The sequence below is a fragment of the Pseudogulbenkiania sp. FW507-F1 genome, from assembly GCF_058781125.1.
On the sequence record NZ_JBYSWM010000012.1, the window covers coordinates 74,890 to 96,733 of the forward strand.

Annotated in this window: 28 protein-coding genes; 15 read left to right on the forward strand and 13 right to left on the reverse strand. The window is 64.9% G+C overall.

Annotated features, from left to right (window positions below):
• Positions 1 to 12: 12 nt before the first annotated feature.
• Both AC3WG5_RS09925 and AC3WG5_RS09930 read right to left on the reverse strand, forming a co-directional pair.
• A complete protein-coding gene (locus tag AC3WG5_RS09925; RefSeq protein ID WP_492568552.1) occupies positions 13 to 330 on the reverse strand; it encodes an RnfH family protein in 318 nt (105 codons plus the stop codon).
• A complete protein-coding gene (locus AC3WG5_RS09930) occupies positions 323 to 760 on the reverse strand; it encodes a type II toxin-antitoxin system RatA family toxin (protein WP_008953158.1) in 438 nt (145 codons plus the stop codon). Before AC3WG5_RS09930 ends, AC3WG5_RS09925 begins: the two co-directional genes overlap by 8 nt.
• A 167-nt stretch (positions 761 to 927) precedes the next feature.
• On the opposite strand from AC3WG5_RS09930, the gene smpB reads away from it, so the two are divergent.
• From smpB to AC3WG5_RS09995, 13 genes are all read left to right on the forward strand, one after another.
• On the forward strand, positions 928 to 1,374 hold the full coding sequence (gene smpB / locus AC3WG5_RS09935) for an SsrA-binding protein SmpB (RefSeq protein ID WP_008953159.1): 447 nt from the start codon (positions 928 to 930) through the stop codon (positions 1,372 to 1,374).
• Between the two features lie 3 nt (positions 1,375 to 1,377).
• The gene (locus AC3WG5_RS09940) at positions 1,378 to 1,734 is read left to right on the forward strand and encodes a hypothetical protein (protein WP_008953160.1); all 357 of its coding nucleotides are present in this window, start codon (positions 1,378 to 1,380) and stop codon (positions 1,732 to 1,734) included.
• A 60-nt stretch (positions 1,735 to 1,794) separates the two neighbouring features.
• The gene (gene guaA / locus AC3WG5_RS09945) at positions 1,795 to 3,378 is read left to right on the forward strand and encodes a glutamine-hydrolyzing GMP synthase (RefSeq protein WP_492568598.1); all 1,584 of its coding nucleotides are present in this window, start codon (positions 1,795 to 1,797) and stop codon (positions 3,376 to 3,378) included.
• Between the two features lie 223 nt (positions 3,379 to 3,601).
• Complete coding sequence (locus AC3WG5_RS09950; RefSeq protein WP_492568553.1) at positions 3,602 to 3,916, forward strand: ElaB/YgaM/YqjD family protein; 315 nt, start codon at positions 3,602 to 3,604, stop codon at positions 3,914 to 3,916.
• A 14-nt stretch (positions 3,917 to 3,930) separates the two neighbouring features.
• Complete coding sequence (locus tag AC3WG5_RS09955) at positions 3,931 to 4,317, forward strand: phage holin family protein (protein ID WP_008953163.1); 387 nt, start codon at positions 3,931 to 3,933, stop codon at positions 4,315 to 4,317.
• 3 nt (positions 4,318 to 4,320) lie between these two features.
• A complete protein-coding gene (locus tag AC3WG5_RS09960) occupies positions 4,321 to 4,596 on the forward strand; it encodes a hypothetical protein (RefSeq protein ID WP_492568555.1) in 276 nt (91 codons plus the stop codon).
• 31 nt (positions 4,597 to 4,627) lie between these two features.
• On the forward strand, positions 4,628 to 5,362 hold the full coding sequence (tadA, locus tag AC3WG5_RS09965; protein ID WP_492568556.1) for a tRNA adenosine(34) deaminase TadA: 735 nt from the start codon (positions 4,628 to 4,630) through the stop codon (positions 5,360 to 5,362).
• 8 nt (positions 5,363 to 5,370) lie between these two features.
• Positions 5,371 to 5,862 carry a L,D-transpeptidase family protein gene (locus AC3WG5_RS09970; RefSeq protein WP_492568557.1) on the forward strand — a complete coding sequence of 164 codons (492 nt, stop codon included), beginning with the start codon at positions 5,371 to 5,373 and terminating at the stop codon, positions 5,860 to 5,862.
• Entirely contained in the window at positions 5,849 to 6,508 is a 660-nt protein-coding gene (locus tag AC3WG5_RS09975) for a L,D-transpeptidase family protein (RefSeq protein ID WP_492568558.1), read from the forward strand. The genes AC3WG5_RS09970 and AC3WG5_RS09975 overlap by 14 nt, the downstream gene beginning before the upstream one ends.
• Before the next feature lie 242 nt (positions 6,509 to 6,750).
• A complete protein-coding gene (locus AC3WG5_RS09980; protein WP_492568559.1) occupies positions 6,751 to 9,111 on the forward strand; it encodes a circularly permuted type 2 ATP-grasp protein in 2,361 nt (786 codons plus the stop codon).
• Positions 9,111 to 9,899 (forward strand): transglutaminase family protein, encoded by a 789-nt coding sequence (locus AC3WG5_RS09985; protein WP_492568560.1) that lies wholly within the window; start codon positions 9,111 to 9,113, stop codon positions 9,897 to 9,899. Before AC3WG5_RS09980 ends, AC3WG5_RS09985 begins: the two co-directional genes overlap by 1 nt.
• A gap of 60 nt (positions 9,900 to 9,959) precedes the next feature.
• Positions 9,960 to 10,694 (forward strand): proteasome-type protease, encoded by a 735-nt coding sequence (locus AC3WG5_RS09990; RefSeq protein WP_492568561.1) that lies wholly within the window; start codon positions 9,960 to 9,962, stop codon positions 10,692 to 10,694.
• Positions 10,691 to 11,101 carry a DUF2721 domain-containing protein gene (locus tag AC3WG5_RS09995; protein WP_008953172.1) on the forward strand — a complete coding sequence of 137 codons (411 nt, stop codon included), beginning with the start codon at positions 10,691 to 10,693 and terminating at the stop codon, positions 11,099 to 11,101. The genes AC3WG5_RS09990 and AC3WG5_RS09995 overlap by 4 nt, the downstream gene beginning before the upstream one ends.
• Positions 11,102 to 11,183: 82 nt before the next feature.
• On the opposite strand, the gene AC3WG5_RS10000 is transcribed toward AC3WG5_RS09995, so the two are convergent.
• Complete coding sequence (locus tag AC3WG5_RS10000; RefSeq protein WP_294864243.1) at positions 11,184 to 12,845, reverse strand: methyl-accepting chemotaxis protein; 1,662 nt, start codon at positions 12,843 to 12,845, stop codon at positions 11,184 to 11,186.
• 609 nt (positions 12,846 to 13,454) lie between these two features.
• On the opposite strand from AC3WG5_RS10000, the gene AC3WG5_RS10005 reads away from it, so the two are divergent.
• Entirely contained in the window at positions 13,455 to 15,560 is a 2,106-nt protein-coding gene (locus tag AC3WG5_RS10005) for a TonB-dependent receptor (RefSeq protein ID WP_492568562.1), read from the forward strand.
• A 182-nt stretch (positions 15,561 to 15,742) separates the two neighbouring features.
• Here AC3WG5_RS10005 and AC3WG5_RS10010 read toward each other — a convergent pair whose 3' ends face one another.
• A complete protein-coding gene (locus AC3WG5_RS10010) occupies positions 15,743 to 16,357 on the reverse strand; it encodes a glutathione S-transferase (RefSeq protein WP_492568563.1) in 615 nt (204 codons plus the stop codon).
• Between the two features lie 14 nt (positions 16,358 to 16,371).
• Positions 16,372 to 16,653, reverse strand: a complete 282-nt coding sequence (locus AC3WG5_RS10015) for a hypothetical protein (RefSeq protein ID WP_294864246.1) — start codon at positions 16,651 to 16,653, stop codon at positions 16,372 to 16,374.
• 95 nt (positions 16,654 to 16,748) lie between these two features.
• Here AC3WG5_RS10015 and AC3WG5_RS10020 point away from each other — a divergent pair, with 95 nt between their 5' ends.
• Positions 16,749 to 17,645, forward strand: a complete 897-nt coding sequence (locus AC3WG5_RS10020; protein ID WP_492568564.1) for a LysR substrate-binding domain-containing protein — start codon at positions 16,749 to 16,751, stop codon at positions 17,643 to 17,645.
• Positions 17,646 to 17,669: 24 nt separating this feature from the next.
• On the opposite strand, the gene AC3WG5_RS10025 is transcribed toward AC3WG5_RS10020, so the two are convergent.
• The 8 genes from AC3WG5_RS10025 to AC3WG5_RS10060 form a co-directional block, all read right to left on the reverse strand.
• Positions 17,670 to 18,008, reverse strand: a complete 339-nt coding sequence (locus AC3WG5_RS10025) for a GlpM family protein (RefSeq protein ID WP_008953178.1) — start codon at positions 18,006 to 18,008, stop codon at positions 17,670 to 17,672.
• Positions 18,009 to 18,109: 101 nt separating this feature from the next.
• Positions 18,110 to 18,496, reverse strand: a complete 387-nt coding sequence (locus AC3WG5_RS10030) for a DUF488 domain-containing protein (protein ID WP_492568565.1) — start codon at positions 18,494 to 18,496, stop codon at positions 18,110 to 18,112.
• A 33-nt stretch (positions 18,497 to 18,529) separates the two neighbouring features.
• Positions 18,530 to 18,865: a YnfA family protein gene (locus AC3WG5_RS10035; RefSeq protein ID WP_008953180.1), complete on the reverse strand. Its 336-nt coding sequence runs from the start codon at positions 18,863 to 18,865 to the stop codon at positions 18,530 to 18,532.
• Between the two features lie 70 nt (positions 18,866 to 18,935).
• Complete coding sequence (locus AC3WG5_RS10040) at positions 18,936 to 19,283, reverse strand: GFA family protein (RefSeq protein ID WP_008953181.1); 348 nt, start codon at positions 19,281 to 19,283, stop codon at positions 18,936 to 18,938.
• 101 nt (positions 19,284 to 19,384) lie between these two features.
• A complete protein-coding gene (locus AC3WG5_RS10045; RefSeq protein ID WP_482583084.1) occupies positions 19,385 to 19,798 on the reverse strand; it encodes a VOC family protein in 414 nt (137 codons plus the stop codon).
• Positions 19,799 to 19,836: 38 nt separating this feature from the next.
• The gene (locus AC3WG5_RS10050; RefSeq protein ID WP_492568566.1) at positions 19,837 to 20,310 is read right to left on the reverse strand and encodes an OsmC family protein; all 474 of its coding nucleotides are present in this window, start codon (positions 20,308 to 20,310) and stop codon (positions 19,837 to 19,839) included.
• Positions 20,311 to 20,516: 206 nt separating this feature from the next.
• On the reverse strand, positions 20,517 to 21,020 hold the full coding sequence (locus AC3WG5_RS10055; protein WP_482583085.1) for a VOC family protein: 504 nt from the start codon (positions 21,018 to 21,020) through the stop codon (positions 20,517 to 20,519).
• Between the two features lie 140 nt (positions 21,021 to 21,160).
• On the reverse strand, positions 21,161 to 21,772 hold the full coding sequence (locus AC3WG5_RS10060) for a LysE family translocator (RefSeq protein WP_492568567.1): 612 nt from the start codon (positions 21,770 to 21,772) through the stop codon (positions 21,161 to 21,163).
• Positions 21,773 to 21,844 lie beyond the last annotated feature (72 nt).

Genomic DNA, 21,844 nt, shown 5'->3' on the forward strand with positions numbered 1-21,844 from the left:
ACTTTGGGGGGCTCACTCTGCCACCGGGCCGCCACCCCTCTTCGTGGCCTTACCGGCCTTGGCGCGACGCCGCCGCACCTCCTTGGGGTCGGCAATCAGGGGACGATAGATCTCCACCCGATCATGCGCACGCAGTACGAAATCCTCCTTCACCGCCTTGCCGAACACCCCCAATTGGAGATGGGCCAGGTCGATCTCGGGGAACTGCCCGGCGATACCCGACAGCTCCACCGCTTGACGCGCCGTGGTGCCTGCCGCAACGGTCTGCGTGATGATCTGCTGGCGCTCGGGCCGCGCGTACGTGACTTCAATCTCAATGGTATTAGTCATCGCCGTAAATCCGGTCTGCTTCCTTGATGAAGGCATCCACCAACGAACCGGAGATATGGCCGAATACCGGTCCGATCAATTTTTCCAGCAGATGACTGGAAAAGCGATAGGTGAGACGGAACTCGATCTTGCAGCCAATCTCGCCCAACGGGTGGAAATGCCATCGTCCCTGCAGATGCTCGAAAGGCCCCTCGACCAGTTCCATGCTGATCGTCTCGCCATCGACATTGACATTGCGGGTGGTGAAATGCTGCCGAATTCTCAGATAGTCGATATGCAGACTGGCCACCAGCTGGTTGCCCACACGTTCATGAACCTCGGCCCTTCCGCACCAGGGCAGGAAGCGGGGATAGTGCTCGACATCGTCCACCAAGGCGAACATCTGTTCTACCGTATGGGGCACCAGGACATTCTTTTCGACAACCAGCATGGCAAGGGAAAACGCAAAAAGAGTAAAGGTACACCAAGCGCGCCTCCCCCGCCATGTCCGAGTTGGACGCTGCCAGGCCCAACGGAGCCAAACCGCTGAAATGACTCGACTTTAGCGATAGCACCGGTATCTGATAGAATACCGGATTCTCTTACCCTCACATGCCCATGAGCATCATCGACAACCGCAAGGCCTACCACGATTATTTCATCGAGGAAAAGCTCGAGGCCGGCCTCGTGCTGGAAGGCTGGGAAGTCAAGGCGATCCGGGCCGGCCGGGTGCAGCTCAAGGAGAGCTACGTCATCTGGAAGAATGGCGCTTTCTGGCTGTTTGGCTGCCATATCTCGCCGCTGCAGTCCGCCTCGACCCACGTCAAGCCCGACCCGACGCGCAACCGCAAGTTGCTGCTGAACCAGGCCCAGATCAATAAGTTCATCGGCAAGGTCGAGCGAGCCGGCTACACCATGGTCGCCCTCGACCTGCACTACACCAAGGGCATGATCAAGGCTGAAATCGGGCTGGCCAAGGGCAAGAAACTGCATGACAAGCGCGACAGCGCCAAGGAACGCGAACTCGACCGCGAGAAACAGCGTTTCCTGCGGGACCGGGGGTAAGCCATGAAAACCAGTGTTTCGCTACCGATCGTACTGATCACGCTGGGCTCGCTGTGGTTTCTGAAGAGCACCTACCTGCTGCCGGAAACCTCGACCCTGCTTGCCCTGTTGCTGGTGACGGCCGGGGTTATCCTCTTCGTCATCGACGGCTTCAACAAGTCGTCGATGGTCACCAGCCCGATGCTGATGTACGGCGGTGCCGCCGTTTACCTGTACGACTCTGCCGGCCTGCGTCTGAGCCACGTGCTGTCGCTGGGCATGGTGCTGATGGGAATCCTGCTGCTGTTGGCGCGCAGCGACCGCATCCCGGAGCGCAGCCAGCGTGCACCGGAACGACAGCTCAACGGCGACGGGCGTTGAGCCGATACTGACATCTATTAGACGATTGAGGGCCGCAAGGCCCGTTCTCCATTATCAAGGATAGGCATGGACAAGATCCTCATTCTCGACTTCGGCTCCCAGGTGAGTCAGCTCATCGCCCGCCGCGTTCGCGAGGCCCACGTGTATTGCGAACTGCATCCGTTCGACATGCCGATCGACGAGATCCGCGCGTTCAATCCGAAGGCCATTATCTTGTCCGGCGGTCCGAACTCGGTGTACGAGTCTGACTACCAGGCCGACCCGAAAGTCTTCGAACTGGGCGTGCCGGTGCTGGGCATCTGCTACGGCATGCAGTTCATGGCCCAGACCCTGGGCGGCAAGGTGGAAGCCGGCGACAAGCGCGAATTCGGCTACGCCGAGATCAAGGCACGCCACCACTCCAAGGTCTTCGAAGGCCTGCAAGACCGCATCGACGACGCCGGCAACGGCTACCTCGACGTCTGGATGAGCCACGGCGACAAGGTGGTGGAGTTGCCTGCCGGCTTCAAGGTCATCGCCGAGACCCCGTCCTGCCCGGTCGCCGCCATGGCCGACGAGGACCGCGGCTTCTACGCCGTACAGTTCCACCCGGAAGTGACCCACACCAAGCGCGGCACCGAGATGCTGCACCGCTTCGTGCTGCACGTGGCCGGCGCCAAGCCGTCCTGGACCATGCCGAACTACATCGAGGAGGCGATCCAGAAGATCCGCGAGCAGGTGGGTGACGAAGAAGTCATCCTCGGCCTGTCCGGCGGCGTGGACTCCTCGGTGGCGGCCGCGCTGATCCACCGCGCCATCGGCGAACAGCTTACCTGCGTCTTCGTCGACCACGGCCTGCTGCGCCTGAACGAAGGCAAGATGGTGATGGAAATGTTCGCGCAGAACCTCGGCGTGAAGGTGATCCATGTCGACGCGACCGAACAGTTCATGGGCAAGCTGGCCGGCGAGACCGACCCGGAGAAGAAGCGCAAGATCATCGGCGCCGAATTCGTCGAGGTGTTCCAGCACGAATCCGGCAAGCTCACCAACGCCAAGTGGCTGGCCCAGGGCACCATCTACCCGGACGTGATCGAATCCGCCGGCGCCAAGACCAAGAAGGCACACGCGATCAAGAGCCACCACAACGTGGGCGGCCTGCCGGACGACATGAACCTGAAGCTGCTGGAGCCGCTGCGCGACCTGTTCAAGGACGAAGTGCGCCAGTTGGGCGTAGCGCTTGGTCTGCCACATGACATGGTGTATCGCCACCCCTTCCCGGGCCCGGGCCTCGGCGTGCGCATCCTGGGTGAAGTGAAAATGGAATACGCCGACCTGCTGCGCCGCGCCGACGCCATCTTCATCGAAGAGCTGCGCAACACCATCGACGAGAAGACCGGCAAGAACTGGTACGACCTGACCAGCCAGGCCTTCGCCGTGTTCCTGCCGGTGAAGTCGGTGGGCGTGATGGGCGACGGCCGCACCTACGATTACGTGGTGGCGCTGCGCGCGGTGATCACCAGCGACTTCATGACCGCGCACTGGGCCGAACTGCCGTACAGCCTGCTGGGCAAGGTGTCCAACCGCATCATCAACGAAGTGCGCGGCCTCAACCGCGTGGTCTACGATGTGAGCGGCAAGCCGCCGGCGACCATCGAGTGGGAATAAGCCCCCTCCCTTTGCAGCATGAACACCATGGCCCTGCCTTTGCGCAGGGCTTTTTCTTGCCCGTTGGCCGACAACATCGGTGATGTTATCGCCCCCGAACCACTTGGACTCGACGCCTGATGTCATAGACTGTTAGGGTAATCGCATGTTTCCATGCTGAAGGGAGTGGCGGAGCCGCCACGTCCTTCCTCTTCCCGTTTCACCACGCACCAGGAGGATCACCATGAACGAGCAAACATTTGCCGCCGAGAAGGAACAATTGCTGCAGGATGTCCGCCACGTTCTGTCAAGCACGGAGGATTTGCTCACCGCCGCTGGCGACGAAGGCGGCGAGAAGGCCCAGCAGTTGCGCCAGCGCCTGGCCGACAAGCTGAAGGAAGCCAAGGCCAAGCTGACCGAGGCCGAGCAGGTGGTGGTCGGCAAGGCCAAGGTGGCGGCCAAGGCAACCGACCAGTACGTGCACGAAAACCCGTGGAAATCGATCGGCATCGCCACCGTGCTCGGCTTCCTGCTGGGCCTGCTGGTTTCCCGCCGCTGAGCCGGCCCGTCCCGATGCCGGAACATACTCCGACACCGCCCCGCCCGGGCTCGCTGCGCTCGCTGTTGGGCGGGTTCGTGGCCTTGGCGCTGACCCGGGCCGAGCTGTTCGGCCTGGAGGCCGAGGAACAGAAAGAACAGCTGCTGCGCAATACCCTGATCGGGGTTGCGGCACTGATCTGCCTGCTCATCGGCCTCATGGCCGCGCTGCTGTTCGTCGTGCTGCTCACCCCCCCCGAGTGGCGCGTGACGCTACTCGGCTTGCTCACCATCCTGTTTGCCGTTCTCGGGGCCGCCGCCTTGCTGCAGCTGCAGCGGCGTCTGAGCCGGCAATCCGCACCGTTCGCCACGACGCTGGCCGAGGTGCGCAAGGACTGGGACGCCCTCAACGGACGCGAGTAAGCGATGACTCCACAACAACGCGCCATCAAGAAAGAGCTGCTGCTGATGAAGGGTGAGGCGCTGCGCCTGAAGCTGCGCATGGAGCTGAAAGCCATCAAGCGGCCGATGAGTCTGGCTGGAGAAGGCTGGCACGCCTGGGGCACGATCAGGCGTCTGGGCCCGCTGCTGGGCGTGCTGGGCGGCGTCATTCCCAGCAAACGCCTGCGGGGCATGCTGCTGGGCGGCGTCCGGGTCTTGCTGCTATGGCGGGTTGCCCGCCGGCTCTGGGCTCGCCTGTGAGCGCGCCGGGGCTGGCGTTATAATCGGCGCCATGACGCTACTGAGCTCGCCCCCTCTTCCCCCCAATACCCTCCACCACCTGGCCGCGCTGGGCATCTCCAGCCGCGAGGCCTTGCGCGCCCAGGGAGTGGTGCATACCTTTCTGTTGTTGAAGGCAGCCGGCCATACCGTGACGCAGCGCCTGCTGTTCGCGCTGGAAGCGGCGGCGCGCGGCGTGCATTGGCAGGAACTCGACGACGATGATCGTGCCCAATTGACATGGGCGCTGCACCATCACGCCCCGGTGCGCCTGCCGCCGCCGGCCGAAGAAGCACAGCATTTCATGGCCGAGGCAATGAGGTTGGCCGAAGCCGCCGCAGCTGAAGGCGAGGTGCCGGTGGGGGCGGTGGTGGTGAAGGAAGGCCGCGTCATCGGCCGTGGCTTCAACCGCCCGGTGACGAGCCACGACCCGTCCGCCCACGCCGAGATGGTGGCCTTGCGCGAGGCCGCCGCGACGCTCGGGAATTACCGCCTGAGCGGCTGTGATCTGTACGTGACGCTGGAGCCCTGCCCGATGTGCGGCGGGGCGATCCTGCATAGCCGGCTCGACCGGGTGATCTACGGCGCGGCCGATCCCAAGATCGGTGCCGCCGGCAGCGTGCTGAACCTGTTTGGAGAGCGTGCCCTGAATCACCAGACGGCGCTGTTTAGCGGGATAGAAGCAGAGGCCTGCGGCCGGTTGCTGAGCGAGTTTTTCCGGCAGCGCCGTGCTGCTGGCCGAGCATGAAGGGAACGATGAAGATTCGTGTTTCAATCGCCGAACAGGCGCTGACGCTGCGGGACGACGACGGCCGCGTACTGCGCCGCTACCCGGTATCCACCGCCGCGTTGGGGGCGGGCGAGCGTAGCGGCAGCTACCAGACGCCGCGCGGGCGCCACATCGTGCGCGCCAAGATCGGCGCCGGCATGCCCGCCGGTTCGGTGTTCAAGGCGCGCCGCTGGACCGGTGAAATCTGCAGTGCCGAGGCGTACGCCGCCCAGCCCGAGCGTGACTGGATCCTGAGCCGCATCCTGTGGCTGTCCGGGCTCGAACCGGGGCGCAACCGACTGGGCCCGGTCGACACCATGCGCCGCTACATCTACCTGCACGGCACGCCGGACCAGGTCGAATTGGGCCGCCCCGGCTCGCACGGCTGCGTGCGCATGCGCAACAGCGACATCATCGAGCTGTTCGAGCTGGTGCCGTGCGGTACCGAAGTGGAGATCGTCGAGCATGAACCGGCTTAAGCTGGTGCTGGCCACCGGGCTGGCACTGGCGTCGGCCTTGCTGTACGCGGCCGAGGGTGAGAACACCCCGCCGCCACCCGCCGCGGCTGGCTTCATCCTGGCGCAGCAAACTACCGGTCCCCTGCTGCCCACGCATCCCAACCCGCAGCAGTACGGCAAGCCGTGGATCGTGGTCGGGGTGAAATCGCAGTCGCTGACCTTCTACGACGGCTGGGGACTGATGCAACACCGCTATAGCGTGTCCACCGCCCGCAATGGCGTCGGCGAGCTGGCCAACAGTTTCATGACGCCGCGCGGCTGGCACCGGGTATGCGAGAAGATCGGCGACGGCGCCGAGGAAAACACCATCATCTTCCGGCGCCAGGTCACGCCGTGGAAGTACACCCCGGCGCTGCACGCGCAATACCCCGAGAAGGACTGGATCCTGACGCGCATCCTGTGGCTGTGCGGCATGGAGCCGGGCAAGAATCAGGGTGGCGACGTCGACAGTTACGACCGCGCCATCTACATCCACGGCGCCGGCGAGCACGTCGCGTTCGGCACCCCGACTTCGCTCGGCTGCGTACGCATGCGCAACCCCGACGTCATCGAACTGTTCCAGCAGGCCGAACTCGGCACCGACGTGCTGATCGACGAAAACGGCTGACCCCCTGCTCCCACCGGCCCAGGTTGGCCGAAGCCCTTTTTCCCCGCACCGCACCACGGTGGCTCGCTGAACGACCCGAATCCCATTCGCGGTGCCGCATGACGCTGTTCTGGTGCATGTGCTCCGCCGGCTCCCGCCGGATTCCCCCTCCGTCATGGCACGTGGCTTGCTAAGTCCTGTTCAGGGCCATGCCATCTCTCCAGCTGGCCCGCCCGAAAAACATCAAGACAAGGGAGATTCCCATGCACGCCCTAACCCTGCCCCATTCGTCCCACTACGATGAAATGCTGCTCTCCAGCGGCGCGGTCCGCCCCCACTACCAGGGCTTTGCCGAATGGCTGCAGGCCCAGACCCCGGAAGCGCTGTCGCGCAAGCGCGAGGAGGCCAACCAGCGCTTTCACCGGGTCGGCATCACCTTCTCGGTGTACGGCGACGAGTCCGGCGCCGAGCGCCTGATCCCGTTCGATACCATCCCGCGCATCGTGCCCGCGGCCGAATGGCGCGCGCTGGAGGCCGGCATGCGTCAGCGGGTGAAGGCGCTCAACGCTTTCCTGCACGACATCTACCACGACCACGCCATCGTCAAGGCCGGCATCATCCCGGCCGAGCAGGTGTTCACCAACGCCCAGTACCAGCCGGCTATGCAGGGCATTGATCTGCCCGACCAGATCTACGCCCACATCACCGGGGTCGACATCATCCGCCACGCCGACGGCCAGTACTACGTACTGGAAGACAACCTGCGCGTGCCGTCCGGCGTGTCCTACATGCTGGAAAACCGCAAGATGATGATGCGGCTGTTCCCCGAGCTGTTCGCCCGCCACGCCGTGGGCGTGGTCGACCAGTACCCGGCGCTGCTGTTGTCGACGCTGCGCCAGGCCAGCCGGATCGACAACCCCACCGTGGTGGTACTCACCCCCGGCCATTACAACAGCGCCTACTTCGAGCACGCCTTCCTCGCGCAGCAGATGGGGGTGGAGCTAGTGGAGGGGCGCGACCTGTTCGTGCGCGACGACCACGTCTACATGCGCACCACCGCCGGCCACAAGCAGGTAGACGTGATCTACCGCCGCATCGACGACGCCTTCCTCGATCCGCTGGCGTTCCGCCCCGACTCCATGCTCGGCGTGCCCGGCCTGCTCTCGGCCTACCGCCAGGGCAACGTGATCCTGGCCAACGCCATCGGCACCGGCGTGGCGGACGACAAGTCGATCTATCCCTACGTGCCGGAGATGATCCGCTTCTACCTGGGCGAAGAACCGCTGCTCAACAACGTGCCGACCTGGCAGTGCCGCAAGCAGGAGGATCTGCAGTACGTGCTGGAACACCTCGACGAGCTGGTGGTGAAGGAAGTCCACGGCGCCGGCGGCTACGGCATGCTGATCGGCCCGGTGGCGAGCGAAGCGGAAAAGCAGCTGTTCCGCGACAAGCTCGCGGCCGACCCGGCCGGCTACATCGCCCAGCCGACGCTGTGCCTGTCGTCGTGCCCGACCTTCGTCGAAGCCGGCATCGCGCCGCGCCACCTCGACCTGCGGCCGTTCGTGCTGTCGAGCGGCAAGGACATCACCATGGTGCCCGGCGGCCTGACGCGGGTGGCGCTGAAGGCCGGCTCGCTGGTGGTCAACTCGTCGCAGGGCGGCGGTACCAAGGACACCTGGGTTTTGGAGGACTTAATCATGATGCTATCGCGTACTGCCGACCACCTGTTCTGGATGGGCCGTTACATGGAACGGGCGGAAAACCTCGCCCGCCTGCTCGAAGTCAGCCATGCCATCTCGCTGATGCCGCGCTCGCACAACGGCGGCGCCGAGATCAGCGCGCCGCTGGCGCTGACCGGGAGGCTGGACGATTTCCAGAGCCGCCACGATGGCACCGAGCCTGCCCAGGTGCTGCACTACATGGCCTACGATCTCGGCAACCCGGCGTCGATCCTGTCGGCGCTGCGCAGCGCGCGCGAAAACGCCCACGCGGTGCGCGGCAAGATCAGCTCGGACATGTGGATGTCGCTCAACGCCAGCTGGCTGGAAGGCCGCAAGTTGGCCGAACAGGGCGAGGATTTCCAGTGGTTCTTCGACTGGGTCAAGGAGCGCGCCCACCTGTTCCGCGGCGCCACCTACAGCACCATGCGCCGCAGCGATGCCTTCTACTTCCTGCGTCTGGGGACCTTCCTTGAGCGCGCCGACAACACCGCGCGCCTGCTCGACGTGAAGAGCCACCTGTTGCCCGACCAGCAGAGTGCCGACAGCACCGACTACTACACCTGGAGCACGCTGCTGCGCGGGCTGGGGGCGTTCGAGGCCTACCACGAGACCTACCGCGACACGCTCAACGGCAAGCGCGTGTTCGACCTGCTGCTGCTGCGCGAGGACATGCCGAGAAGCTTGCGCGCCTGCTTCGACGAAATCCGCCAGGCGCTGGCGCAGATCCAGGGCGACAACGGACGCCCGGCGCGGCGCCTGGCCACCGAGCTCAACGCCGCGCTGGAGTTCACGGCGATGGACGAGGTGTTCGACGAGGGGATGCACCCGTTCCTGCGCCGCATGCTGGGCGAGATCAACCGGCTGGGCGAGTCGATCCAGCGGGCCTACCTGGAGGCGGCGTGATGAAGCTCGCCATCCGCCACTGCACGCTGTACCAGTACGCCGAGCCGGCCTCGCGCAGCACCCAGTACCTGCGCCTCACTCCGCGCTCCAGCCGCCATCAGCAGGTGCTGAGCTGGCGCCTGACGCTGCCGGGGCCGGCCAGCCAGAGCGTCGACGCCTTCGGCAACATCACCCACCTGATGACGCTGGAAGCGCCGCACGACAGCATCGAGCTGGTGGCGGAAGGGGTGGTCGAAACCGGCCCCGACGGCTGGGACGACGATGCCTGCCGTCTCGATCCGCGCGTGTTTCTTCGGCCAACCCCGCTCACCAGTGCCGACGCCGCGATCGATGAACTGGCACGCCAGGCCAAGCCCGGGGGCAAGGCCGCCAAGCGCCTCGCGGCGCTGGCGGAGACGGTGCTGGCACGGATGCCCTACACCGCCGGGGTGACCGACGCCACCACCACGGCCGCCGCCGCGCTGGCCCTGGGGGCCGGGGTGTGTCAGGACCACACCCAGGTGTTCATCGCCGCCTGCCGCCGCCTGGGCTACCCGGCGCGCTACGTCAGCGGCTATCTGCTGAGCGGGACGGTCGAGCATGCCGCCAGCCATGCCTGGGCCGAGGTCTACGCCGACGGCGGCTGGCTGGGGTTCGACATCAGCAACCGGTGTACGCCGGGCGATCATCACCTTAAACTGGCGGTCGGTCTCGACTACCTCGACGCCTGCCCGGTGCGCGGCATGCGCCGCGGTGGCGCCGGCGAAACCATGCACGCCCACGCGGCGGTAGAACAACACAACCATTAACGCTTGCAGCCAGGAAGTCCGACCGAGGGTCGCTTCCCGGCCTTCACGGATTTCCCGACCATGACGTACTGTGTGGCCATGCGCCTGGAGAGCGGCCTGATCTTCGCCTCCGATTCCCGCACCAACGCGGGCGTGGACAATATCGCCACGTTCCAGAAAATGTACACCTTCGAGATGGCCGACCGGCTGCGGCTGGTGATGATGACCTCCGGCAACCTCGCCACCTCGCAGAGCGTGGCCAGCCTGCTCGATCTGAGAAGCCGCCGGGACGGGCCGGACTCGTTGCGCAGCATCGGCTCGCTGTACGATGCGGCGGTGCTGGTCGGCCACACGCTGCGCGAGATCATCGCCCGCGACGGCGGCGGCGACGGCCAGGTCGACCTGGGTTCCAGCTTCCTGCTCGGCGGCCAGCTGGCCGGCGAGAGGCCGCGCCTGTTCAACATTTACCCGCAGGGGAATTTCATCGAGGCGACGACGGACACCCCCTGCTTCCAGATCGGCGAGACCAAGTATGGCAAGCCCATCCTCGATCGCGTGCTGAACTACCGCTCCTCGCTGGAGGAAGCCATCCGCTGCGCGCTGATCTCGCTCGACTCGACCATGCGCTCCAACCTGTCGGTAGCGTTGCCGATCCACCTGATGTGGCACCGCAACGACGATTTCTCGCCGCGCTCGCCGCTGCACATCGGCGAGGACGACGGCTATTTCCGCGAGCTGCGCGCCGCCTGGGGACGCGGCATCAAGGAAACCTTCGCCGCGCTGCCGGCCACGCCGTGGAGCGAGGAGCTGGCATGAACACCCCGTTGTCCCTGACCACCCCGGCCCTGCTGTTCCCGGCCATCTCGCTGCTGCTGCTGGCGTACACCAACCGCTTTCTCGGTCTGGCCAGCATCATCCGCCACTTGTTCAACGACTACCAGGACAACCCCGAGGACAAGATCATCCAGCAGATCGGCAACCTGCGCAGCCGCATCAACCTGATCAAGTGGATGCAGTTTCTCGGCGTGGGCAGCCTGTTCCTGTGCGTGGTCACCATGCTGCAAATCTACGTGCAGATGGCGATCAGCGCGCAGTACACCTTCGGCGTCAGCCTGCTGCTGATGATGGCGTCGCTGGCGCTATCGCTGGTCGAGCTGAGAAAGTCGTCCGACGCGCTGAACATCCTGCTATCGGACCTGGAACAGCAGCACGGCCGGGGCTGAGCCAGAAATCGCATGATTGGCGCAAAAAAAGCCGGAGCACGCGCTCCGGCTTTTTGCTTCGGCCAACCACAGGGCCGATGCGCTACACCTTGTAGCGCTGCAATGTCTCGCCGACCCGCGCCGCCAACTGGTCGAGCCGGCGCGCGTTGTCGGCCGTCTCGTTGGAGGTGGCGTGGTTCTGCTCGGCCATGTCCGAGATGGTGTGCACGTGATGGACGATGGCCTCGCTCGCCTCGCCCTGCACCTTGAGGATGCGGGTGATATCGGCCACGGCATCGGCCACGCGCTGCGCCTGCCCCTCGATCTCGGCGATATGCTGGCCGGCGCCGCTGGCAAGGGCGCGCCCTTCGCCCACCTGCTCCACCACCTGGCGCATCTCCTCGACCGCACCGTTGGCGGCGTTCTGGATCGCTGTCACCATCACCCCGATGTCGGCGGTGGACTTGGCGGTGCGTTCGGCCAACTTGCGTACCTCGTCCGCCACCACGGCGAAGCCGCGGCCGGTCTCGCCGGCACGCGCCGCCTCGATGGCGGCGTTGAGCGCCAGCAGATTGGTCTGGTCCGCAATGTCGCGGATCACCTGCACCACGCTGCTGATCTGGCGCGACTCCTGCCCGAGCTGCTCGATCACCTTCGACGCCGCGGTGACGCTGTCGGCGATGCTGGCCATGCCGTCGGTGGTCTGGGCGATCACCTGGCAGCCCTGGCGGGACACCTCGCCGGCCTCCAGCGACAACTGCATCGCCGCGTCGGCGTGCTCCGCCACGCCGTGGATGTTGCCGGTCATCTCCTGCACCGATCCGGCGATCGCCCCGGTCGAGCTGTTCTGCTGCGCCGAGCTGGCCGCGAGCTGTTCCGACGCCGCCGACAGGCCGCTTACCGCGAGGCGGATGTCGGCCTGGCTCTGCTGAATCTCGCGGAATGACTCCTGCACCCGGCCGATCAGGTTATTGAGGGCGCTAACCATCTGCCCGACCTCGTCCTTGTTCTTGACGTCGATACGCTGGGTGAAATCGTTGCTCTCGGCGATGGCGAGCACGGTGCGGCGCGCCCGGTTGAGCGGGCGCAATACCGCCGCCAGCACCGAGGTGCCGTTCACCAGCAACAGCAGCAGCGCGAACACGTTGACCGCGATCATCCAGTGCAGGCTCTGGCGCGAGGCGGCATTGGCCTGCTCCACGCTGGTCTGGGCCAGGCGGTCGTTGACCTCCACCATCTTGCGCAACAGCTCGTCCATGCCCTCCACCACCGGCAGCTGCACCTGGGCGTTGGCGTAGAATTCGCGGAAGATGGCGTACTGCTCTTCCGACGTCACGCCCTTGGCGAGCTTGTCGAGCAGCTCGTCCTGCGATTTGTCGGTACGCTGCCACTCCTGCAGCAGCGGGCCGAACTGGTGCCACAGCTTGTTCTCTTCCTCGCTGCGCGGGAACGCGGCGTAGCGTTTGAGCGCGTCGTCGAACAACTGACGCGCCTGCTGCTTGCCCTTGAAGGTGTCGGCAAACAGCTTGCGCGACTCCAGCGAATTGTCGGTGGCGCGCACCGACACCTGCAGATTGCGCAACAGGGTGCGGTTGAAGTTGGAGCGCGCATCCAAGAGCGCAATCACCGCCGGCATGCGCTGTTCGCCCACTTCGGCCATCGAGGCCCCGGAGGACAGCATGCCGCGGTAGCCGAAAACCGCTACCAGCGCCAAGCCCAGCAAGGCGGTCAGCAGCAGCACGATCAGGCGTGTTCTTATCGTCATCGAGTTCCTCCCCCCGGCGTATGGGACACCGTATTCGCTTACCTTGCCTCCCTTTTCGGCACGACGCCATCAGGGAAAACAGCAGCCGATAATCGAACCCGCGTCATTATCGGGCGAGCATGACACCCGGCTGAACGAAAAACAAGAGCAAGGGGTGCGCGAACGGCTCATGTCATGCCGGAGCGTTGCGCCGGATGTCCGCCGACCCACCGTGAGCACCAGGGCCATGGAGGCCTCCTCGTCCGACAACCCGGCACGGCGGCTGCCATGCCGGAAAAAACGACGTTGGCCATTCGAACGAAAAGTTCCTATTGCTTTTGTAAAAAAATGTAATGATAATGATTCGCATTAATATATTTGAGTAACGGACCCACCAACCCGAGTCGCCATAACCGTCTCGCCTCCTTAAAACCTCGGCTCCTGCACCGCATCAATCGAGGCATCCAAACCCCAGGCAACACCCCGTTTCCACCCGCCCCGGCAGGGAGGAGGGGCTGCTGTTGCCTGACGCGGTACGGCGAGGAGGCCGTGACGTTCCGGGATGCTCGTGTTCGATCGTTCGGCCGGCCCCGCCGGCACTGTTTACGGACCATAACCCAAAGCAAAATCATGAAGCAGAAGACGCTATCCACCCTCATTTCCCTGATCGGCACCTTCGGCGCTCTGCCGGCGCTGGCCGATACCGAATTGCCCACCGTGCGCGTGGAAGCCAGCCAGGACGCCGATCCGGCCACCAGCTACACCCGCGCCAGTTCGACCAGTGCCACCAAGATCGCCGCCCCGCTCAAGGATGTGCCGCAGACCGTCAACGTGGTGCCGGCGGCGGTGCTGAAGGACCAGAACGCCAGCTCGATGCAGGACGCGCTGGCCAACGTGCCCGGCGTCAGCTTCAGCGTCGGCGACGCACAACGCGACCAGGTGAGCATTCGCGGCTTCTCGGCGATCAACGACCAGTACGTCGACGGCGTGCGCGACGACGCGCTGTACTACCGCGATCTGTCCAACGTCGAGCGGGTGGAGGTACTGAAGGGACCGTCCTCGGTACTGTACGGGCGCGGCAGCTCGGGCGGCCTGATCAACCGCATCAGCAAGAAGCCGCTGGCCAAGCCGGTACACGAGCTGGCAGTCAGCCTGGACGACCAGGGCAAGCAGCGCCTGTCGTTCGACCTCGGCGCCAACAGCGACGACGACTTCGCCCGCTTCCGCCTGACCGGCGCGGTGGAGGACTCCGAGGGCTTCCGCAACCAGTCTTTCCTGAAACGCGAGGCCGTGGCGCCGTCGCTGCAGTTCAACTTCTCGCCCAACACCACCCTGTTGCTGCAGGCCGACTACCTGCAGGACAAGCGCCTGGCCGACCAGGGCGTGCCGGGCTACAAGGGCAAGCCGGTGGACGTGCCGATCGAGACCTACTACGGCTCGGCCAACGGCCGCGACCAGACCGCCAACGAGAGCGACGTCACCAGCTTCACCGGCACCTTCGACCACCAGTTCGATAGCGGTTTGAAGCTGCACAACGTGTTCCGCACCTATGACTTCTCGCTGGACCGCAATTACACCACCATCGCCAGCGTCAACGAGACCACCAACAAGGTCACCATCGACCGCACCAAGCGGCTGCGCGACGAGCATGGTTTCTACAATCAGCTGGAGCTGAGCCACGATCTCGACCTCGCCCAGACCAGGCACACGCTGCTGTACGGACTGGAAGTGGGCAAGCAGCACAAGACAGAGAAACTGTGGACACGCAAGAACGCCGCCACCTACGACCTGTTCAATCCCCAGCTGATCGAGCTGCCGGCGATCAACACCAGTGCCGCGCCCGGCAACGACAACGACACCGACATCGACATCGCTGCGCTCTACCTGCAGGACCTGGTGAGCCTGAGCGAGCACTGGAAAGCACTCGCCGGGGCGCGCTACGACCACCTGACGCAGACCCGCGACGACAAAACCAGCAAGAACCAGGACCTGGCGCGCACCGACAACACGATCAGCCCACGCCTGGGCGTGGTGTACCAGCCGACCGAACGCGTGTCGCTGTATGCCTCGGCCAGCCAGTCGTTCCAGCCGATCGCCGATTCGTTCACCTTCAAGCAGAACAGCGACCAGCTGAAGCCGGAGGAGACCATCAACTACGAGGTCGGCAGCAAGATCGATTTGTTCGACAACCTCACCCTGACCACCTCGGTGTTCGAGATGACACGCAGCAACATCCAGGCCGCCGACCCGAGCGACAGCAACAAGGCGTTGTCGGTGGGCGAGCAGCGCGTACGCGGACTGGAACTGGCGGTGGCCGGCGCCCTCACCCCGCTGTGGGATGTGATCGCGGGCTACGCCTACCTCGACGGCGAGATCACCCAGTCGACCGAGAAGACCAAGATCGGCACGCCGTTCCAGGGCAACAAACCGGCGCTGACGCCGCGCCATTCGGCCAACCTGTTCGTCAAGCGCAAGCTGCCGGGTGGCTTCAACGTCAACGCCGGCCTGCGCTACGAGGGCGAGCGCTATGCATCGCCGGACAACTTGGTCAAGCTGCCGGGCTATACCCGCTTCGACCTCGGCACCGGCTACAGCGGCAAGTCGCTGGAGGTGAACTTCACGCTGAAGAACGTGTTCGACAAGAAGTACTACATCTCCGCCCACAGCGGTGCCAACGACTACAACATGCCGGGCGCCCCGCGTACGGCCGAAGTCACGGCCCGCTGGAAGTTCTGATCCAGGCAGTGCGGCGGATTGTGCGTCATGAGCCAGTGAAGCCCCCTTGCAGGGCCAGGGCGGACTGCGGGCGACGCTCTCGCGCCAATCGGCGATTGGCACGCAGAGCTTCGCTCACTGAGGGATCGGGGCTAGGTGGACAGGCGGAGAAATGTCCATCTCGGCCTGCGCCCGAACCGGGACTAGAGCGGCGGGGTGTCGACGAAGGCGGGCAATTGCTCGGCCAGCTGGGCAAACGCCTGCAGTCGCGGGAAATCGGCCGCCTTGACCACGTCCGGCAGCATCAGTTGGGTAAAGCGCCACGCCACCGCGACGCTGACGCCCGCCTGGTCGATCCCCTCCGCGCTGGCGGCTAACGGCGCACGCGCGAATTCGCGCTCCAGTTCGCCGTAAGCCGCCAGCACCTGACCCTCGACGCGCTCCAGCCAGGGCTGGTGCTGCTTCTCGGCCGGGCGCAGCTGACGCTCGTAGACGATCTGCACGCTTTTCTCGCACGCCGCCAGCGCCAGCCCGATCAGGCGCAAGGCACGCTGGCGCCCGGCAGGCCCGGCCGGCATCAGCCTCTTGGCCGGGGCCAGGCAGGTTTCGACGTAGTCCAGAATCAGCGTCGAATCCATCAGCACCGTACCGTCGTCGCAGACCAGAGTCGGGGCCTTCACCACCGGGTTGATCCGGTGAAACTGCTCGAAGGTGCGGAACACCGAGACCGCCTGGTGCTCGAACCCGACCCCCATGAGCCGCAGCGAGACGGCCACCCGGCGCACATAGGGCGAATCCAGCATGCCGATCAATTGCATCGTGTTTTCTCCTGTCAGAAGCAGACTTTGCCCAGTAGCATCGTCCCCTGCGCGGCACGGTCCTCTGCGCCGCGAGCCGGCAGTGCTGAGGACGGCGAGAACTCCAGCTGGCCCAGCCCCTCGGCCAGGATTTTCCCGGCCGGAACCGTTTCCCGCTCTCCGGGCGCGAGGTAGACGTCCAGTCCATCGACCGTCAGCCAATGGTAGCCCGACACGGCGCGGACCTCGACTGCAGACGGCAATTCGATCGCCAAGAGTTCCTGACTGGCCAATTCGACACGTAGATGATGTTGCATGATCGCTCTCCGGTTGACGTTCTGGGTTCACTATAAGCGCCAGAAGAGGCAGAAAAAATCGATATTTATTTGTCTTTCATGTTAGTTTTACTTACATGAGCACACTTCCCCCCCTGCCCGCGCTGCGCAGTTTCGAAGCCGTGTCCCGCCTCGGCAGCATCACCCTGGCGGCGGACGAACTGCACGTCACCCACTCCGCCATCAGCCAGCAGATCAAGCAGCTGGAAGAGCTGCTGGGGGTGGCGCTGTTCACGCGCGAGGGGCGCGGCCTCAAGCTGAGTGAGGACGGCCGGCTCTACGCCCTGCAGATCCGCATCGGGCTGGGGGAAATCACCGAGGCCACACGACTGGTGCGCGCCCGGCCGCGCGTGGATGAGGTGGTGGTGGCGGTATTGCCCTCGTTCGGGGTGCACTGGCTGCTGCCGCGCCTGCCGCGCTTTTACGCGCGCCACCCGCGTTACCGCGTCAGTCTGCGCGCCAGCCTGGATATCCAGGACCTGCGCCAGGGGCTGGTGGACATCGGCGTACGCATGGGCCAGGGCGGCTGGGAAGGGCTGGCGCAGAAGCGGTTGTTCGACGACGAACTGGTGGTCATCGCCTCCCCCGCCTTCAACGGCGGCCGCCTGCCGCAAACGGTGCAGGAGGTCGTCTCCGGCTCCATCGTCCGCACCGTGGAATCGTGGCTACCCTGGTGCAGTGCCGCCGGCGTGGCCGAACCGGGCAACGCCGCGCTGTGGATCAACGACTCCAACCTGGTGCTGGAGGCGGTGCGCCTCGGCATGGGGGTAGCGCTGGAGCGGCGCAGCCTGGTGCACGGCGCCCTGCAGCGCGGGGACTTGGTGCAGCTGACCGACATCAGCGTGCCCTATCCCTACCCGCACTGGCTGGTATGGCCGCAACGCGAGAGCTCGCAGACCAAGCAGCAGGATTTCAGCACCTGGATCGAAGAGGAAATTGCCAGCTATCTGGCGGAACGGCCGCCCACGGCGTGATCCCCGAGGCAGTCCCGCCGCCGGCTAGCCGTGCCAGCGTCCCCACGCCAGCACCAGCCCCCACGCCGCCACGGCCCAGCACAGCGCCGCCACGAACAATGCCCAGCCCAGGCGCAGGCGGTCGGCCAGCAGGTATACCGCCGCCAGATAGACGAAGTAGGGAATCAGCGACCACATGCCGAACACGATGGTGGTCTTGAGCTCGGCCACCGAGCGCTCGGAGCCGACCAGATAATGCGCGATCAGGGCAAAGGTGGGGAACAGCGGCACCAGCCCGGCGATGAAGTAGTGCTTGCTCTTCGACAGCACGGCGATCAGCAGCACCGCCGCCGAGCCCAGCAGGGCTTTGAGAAACAGGGCCATCGGCCACTCCACGGAGAAAACCCGTGATGGTGGCCCAGGGCGCGCCGCCCGGCAAGCGCCGGCCCGCGCTCTTGGCGCCGTCTTCGGCCAACCTGTGCGCGTCAGCGCACGTCGGCGCCGCGCTCGGCGAGCAAGAGGCGCAGCACCGAGCGATGGCAATGCGCCTCGTCGGCGCAGTAGCAGCCGACGGAGAAGCTGCTGTGGTGCGACAGCGCCGCCAACAGATCGAGCGTGCGGCTGTTCTCCGGCGTCGCCATCTCGGCACGGTACTGCTTGATGAAGGCCGCCCAGTCGCGGTCCGTCTTGGCCTGCTGCGCCAACTTCACCGTTTCCGCGCTGGGCGCCAGGTTCGGGTACCACACGTCGTACCAGTTCTGCGTGGCGAACTCGCTCTTCGGCACACCCCGCGGCGGGCGCCGCACCGTGCCGATGCGCAACCCTTCGTCCTGCCGCCGCTCGCTACCCAATCTGACGATATACACCGGCATCGTATCCTCCCTCCCCGATCAAGTGCCCGGCCCTCAGCCCGGCCGCGGCGCGAACAGGATGATCGCCATGCCGGCCAGGGTCACCGCGCTGCCCGCCACGTCCCACAGCGAGGGACGGATGCCGTCCACCGCCCACAGCCAGCCCAGCGCCACCGCGACGTAGACCCCGCCGTAGGCGGCGTAAACCCGTCCCGCCGCCTGGGGATGCAGGGTCAAGAGCCAGGCGAACACCGTCAGGCTCAGCGCCGCCGGCAGCAGGTACCAGGCCGGCGCCGACTTCTTCAGCCAGAGATACGGCAGATAGCAGCCGATGATTTCGGCCAGCGCCGTGGCGATGTACAAGGCGAGGGTTTTGGCGATCACAACCATGCGAATCCCGATCAATGGCAACCCGGCAGCATAGGCGCGAGCCCGCCCGTGGCGCAAGCTGCGCCAGCGCTCACAGCGCCCGACCGTCGAAGTGCTTGACCGTGAGCGTGTCCAGATCGACGTCGTCGAGGCAGCGCACGTTGACCGCCGCCATCGCGTTCCCGGCCGGGTCGCGTCCCTCGCCAAACGGGTGCATGCCGCAGGTCGGACAGAAATGGTGCTGGATGACGTGCTTGTTGAAGGTGTAGGTGCTCATGTCCGCCTCCGGCGTCAGCAAGCGCAGTTGCTGGCGCGGCACGAACCACATCAGCGCCCCCTTGCGGCGACAGATAGAACAGTTGCAAGACATGACCTGGCCGAGATCGCCCTCCACGTCGAAGGCGATCCGCCCGCAATGACAGCTTCCATGGTAAATCATGATGTAGCTCCTTCAATGTCCAACTCTTCAGGCTCATGGCCGCGCTGCGCGGCCTCGCCAGACGTGGCTTCTATCAGCACCAAGACCATGATGCTGACGATTTACACATCCTGCGGACCGATCGCCATAAACGGATTCCATGCCACTTCCCAGAGATGGCCATCCGGATCGGCGAAATAGCCGCTATAGCCTCCCCAGAAGGCATCTTGTGCCGGCTTCACCAATCGCGCGCCGGCATTCACCGCCTGCTCCAGCACCTGATCGACCTCTTCCCGCGTCGACACATTGTGGGCTAGGGCACAGCCGCGAAAACCGCTACCCTCGGCCGGCACCGTGGCGTCTTCGGCCAGCGCCGTCCACGGATACAGGGCCAGCCAGGTGCCGTGGAGCGCAAAGAAGGCGACGCCGGCCGCCTCCATCGGATAGCGCGGCAGACCCAGCCCCTGCTCGTAGAAGCGGGTGGCACGGTCGAGGTCGCCGACACCCAGCGTCAGCATGCTGATTCGCGGTTTCATGGTTTTCTCCCTGGCTTGACGATGGCTGGCGCGCCCGCTTACAGCTCCCCGTACACCGGCTCGCAACGCACCTCGGTCTTGACCGAGTTGGCGATGAAGCACTCCTCGTGCGCCTCGTGATGCATCTGGTCGAGCTGCTCCCGCGTGGGGAGACGCTCCCCGGAAAACGTCACCTCCGGCCGCAACGTAACCACCGTCATGGCCATCTTGCCAGCCGCATTCTTGGCCATGACGCCGACGGCCGCGTCGAAGTAGCGCTCGACACAGAACGCGCGCCTGGCGGCGATCGACAGGAACCACAGCATGTGGCAGCTCGACAGCGAGGCCACAAATGCTTCCTCCGGATCGACGGCGGAGGCGTCGGACATCGGGACGGGAACGACGTGCGGGGACGACGAACCGGGCACTTCCACGCCGCTGTCGAAGCGCAAAACATGGCGGCGGCTGTAACGGTTGCCGTGGAAATCCTGCTCGCCGCGCTGCCAAAGGACTTCGGCGGTGTACTGGGCCATTCTCTGCTCCTGGGAAATGAACGTTAGGCAGCTGGCAACAGCGACACAGCGACCAGCCAATGGGCATGCCAGTTTAGCGCCGGTTCACCCCTCTGGCCCGTCAAAGCGGCACGTGCCCGCATGCGACGTCATCGGCCAACTTCACGGGGAAGTCAACGGATGAAATGCGAGGCTGCACACTCTCCGCCGGCGGGGGGCGTTTCCAATCAAGCCACCCCGGCGTAGGCGCGCTGCAAGGCGGCGATGTCGAGCTTTTTCATCTGCAGCAGGACGGTCATGACGCGCTCGGATTTTGCATAATCGGCATCGCTCAGCATCTTGGGCAGCGCCGTCGGCACCACCTGCCAGGACACACCGTACCGGTCCTTGAGCCAGCCGCATTGCTGCGCCGCCTCATCCCCGCCGGCGGACAGCCTCTCCCAGTAGTAGTCCACCTCATCCTGCGTCTCGCAGCTGACCTGGAACGACACGGCCTCGTTGAAGGTGAATACCGGGCCGCCGTTGAGGGCGGTGAAGGCCTGGCCATCCAGCTCGAACTCCACGGTCAGGACCGACCCCGCCGGCCGGCCGTGAATCTCATGCCCCGCCTCGCCGTAGCGGGTCAGGCTGACGATCCGTGAGTTCTTGAAGATGGCGGTGTAATACCCAGCCGCCTGTTCGGCCTGGTCGTCAAACCACAGGCAGGGGGTGATCCGTTGAATGCTTGCCATGGTGCGTCTCCTAACCGAGTCTCAGCACGACGGTGAATGGTCGTGACTACCAGCTTAGACCTCTACGGCGAGTAGGACGCCATTGAAACCTCCACACTCCCCTTCACACTGGTTAGTGGCGGGGGCTGGAGAGTGGTACGTCAGCGCTTGGCCGTGGCCAGTGCGGCGCCGAAGCACACGAATGTCACCCCGGCCGACTTGTTGACCATGCGGCCACCGCGTTCGGACACCAACCAGCCCTTGGCACGCTTGGCAAACAGCGCGTAAGAACAGTGAATGACAACAACCAGGGAGCTGTAGGTCAGCACCAGCGTGGCAAACTGAATCGGGTAGCTCCTCGCCGGATCGATGAACTGCGGAAACACCGAGAGAAAGAAGAAAATTGCCTTCGGGTTGGTGAGCTGCAGGGACAGTCCCTCAAGAAAGCGCTTGCCGAAACTCGCCTCGTGTACCAACTGCTCCGCGAACCGGAACGGAGGCGCCCGCCAAAGCCGAATACCGAGGTAGATGAGATAAGCGGCACCGATGAGCTTGAGGGCGGTAAAAGCCAACGCCGAGGCGGCAAGCAGCACCCCGAGGCTGGTGGCCGAAATCGCCGCGACCGCCAGTGCGCCACAGGCAATCCCCAGGATGCCGCCAAAGGTGCCGCGCATACCATAGCGCAGGGCATTGCTGAGCGTCATCACGACACCTGGGCCGGGGCTGAACACCGTGGCGGTGGCCATCAGCAGGAAAAGCGAGTAAAGCTTCATGGAGACTCCTTGGGCGGTATTTGGTCATGACGGCTCGAAAAGAGGAGCCATCTCAAAAAAGGGCTGAAGTTA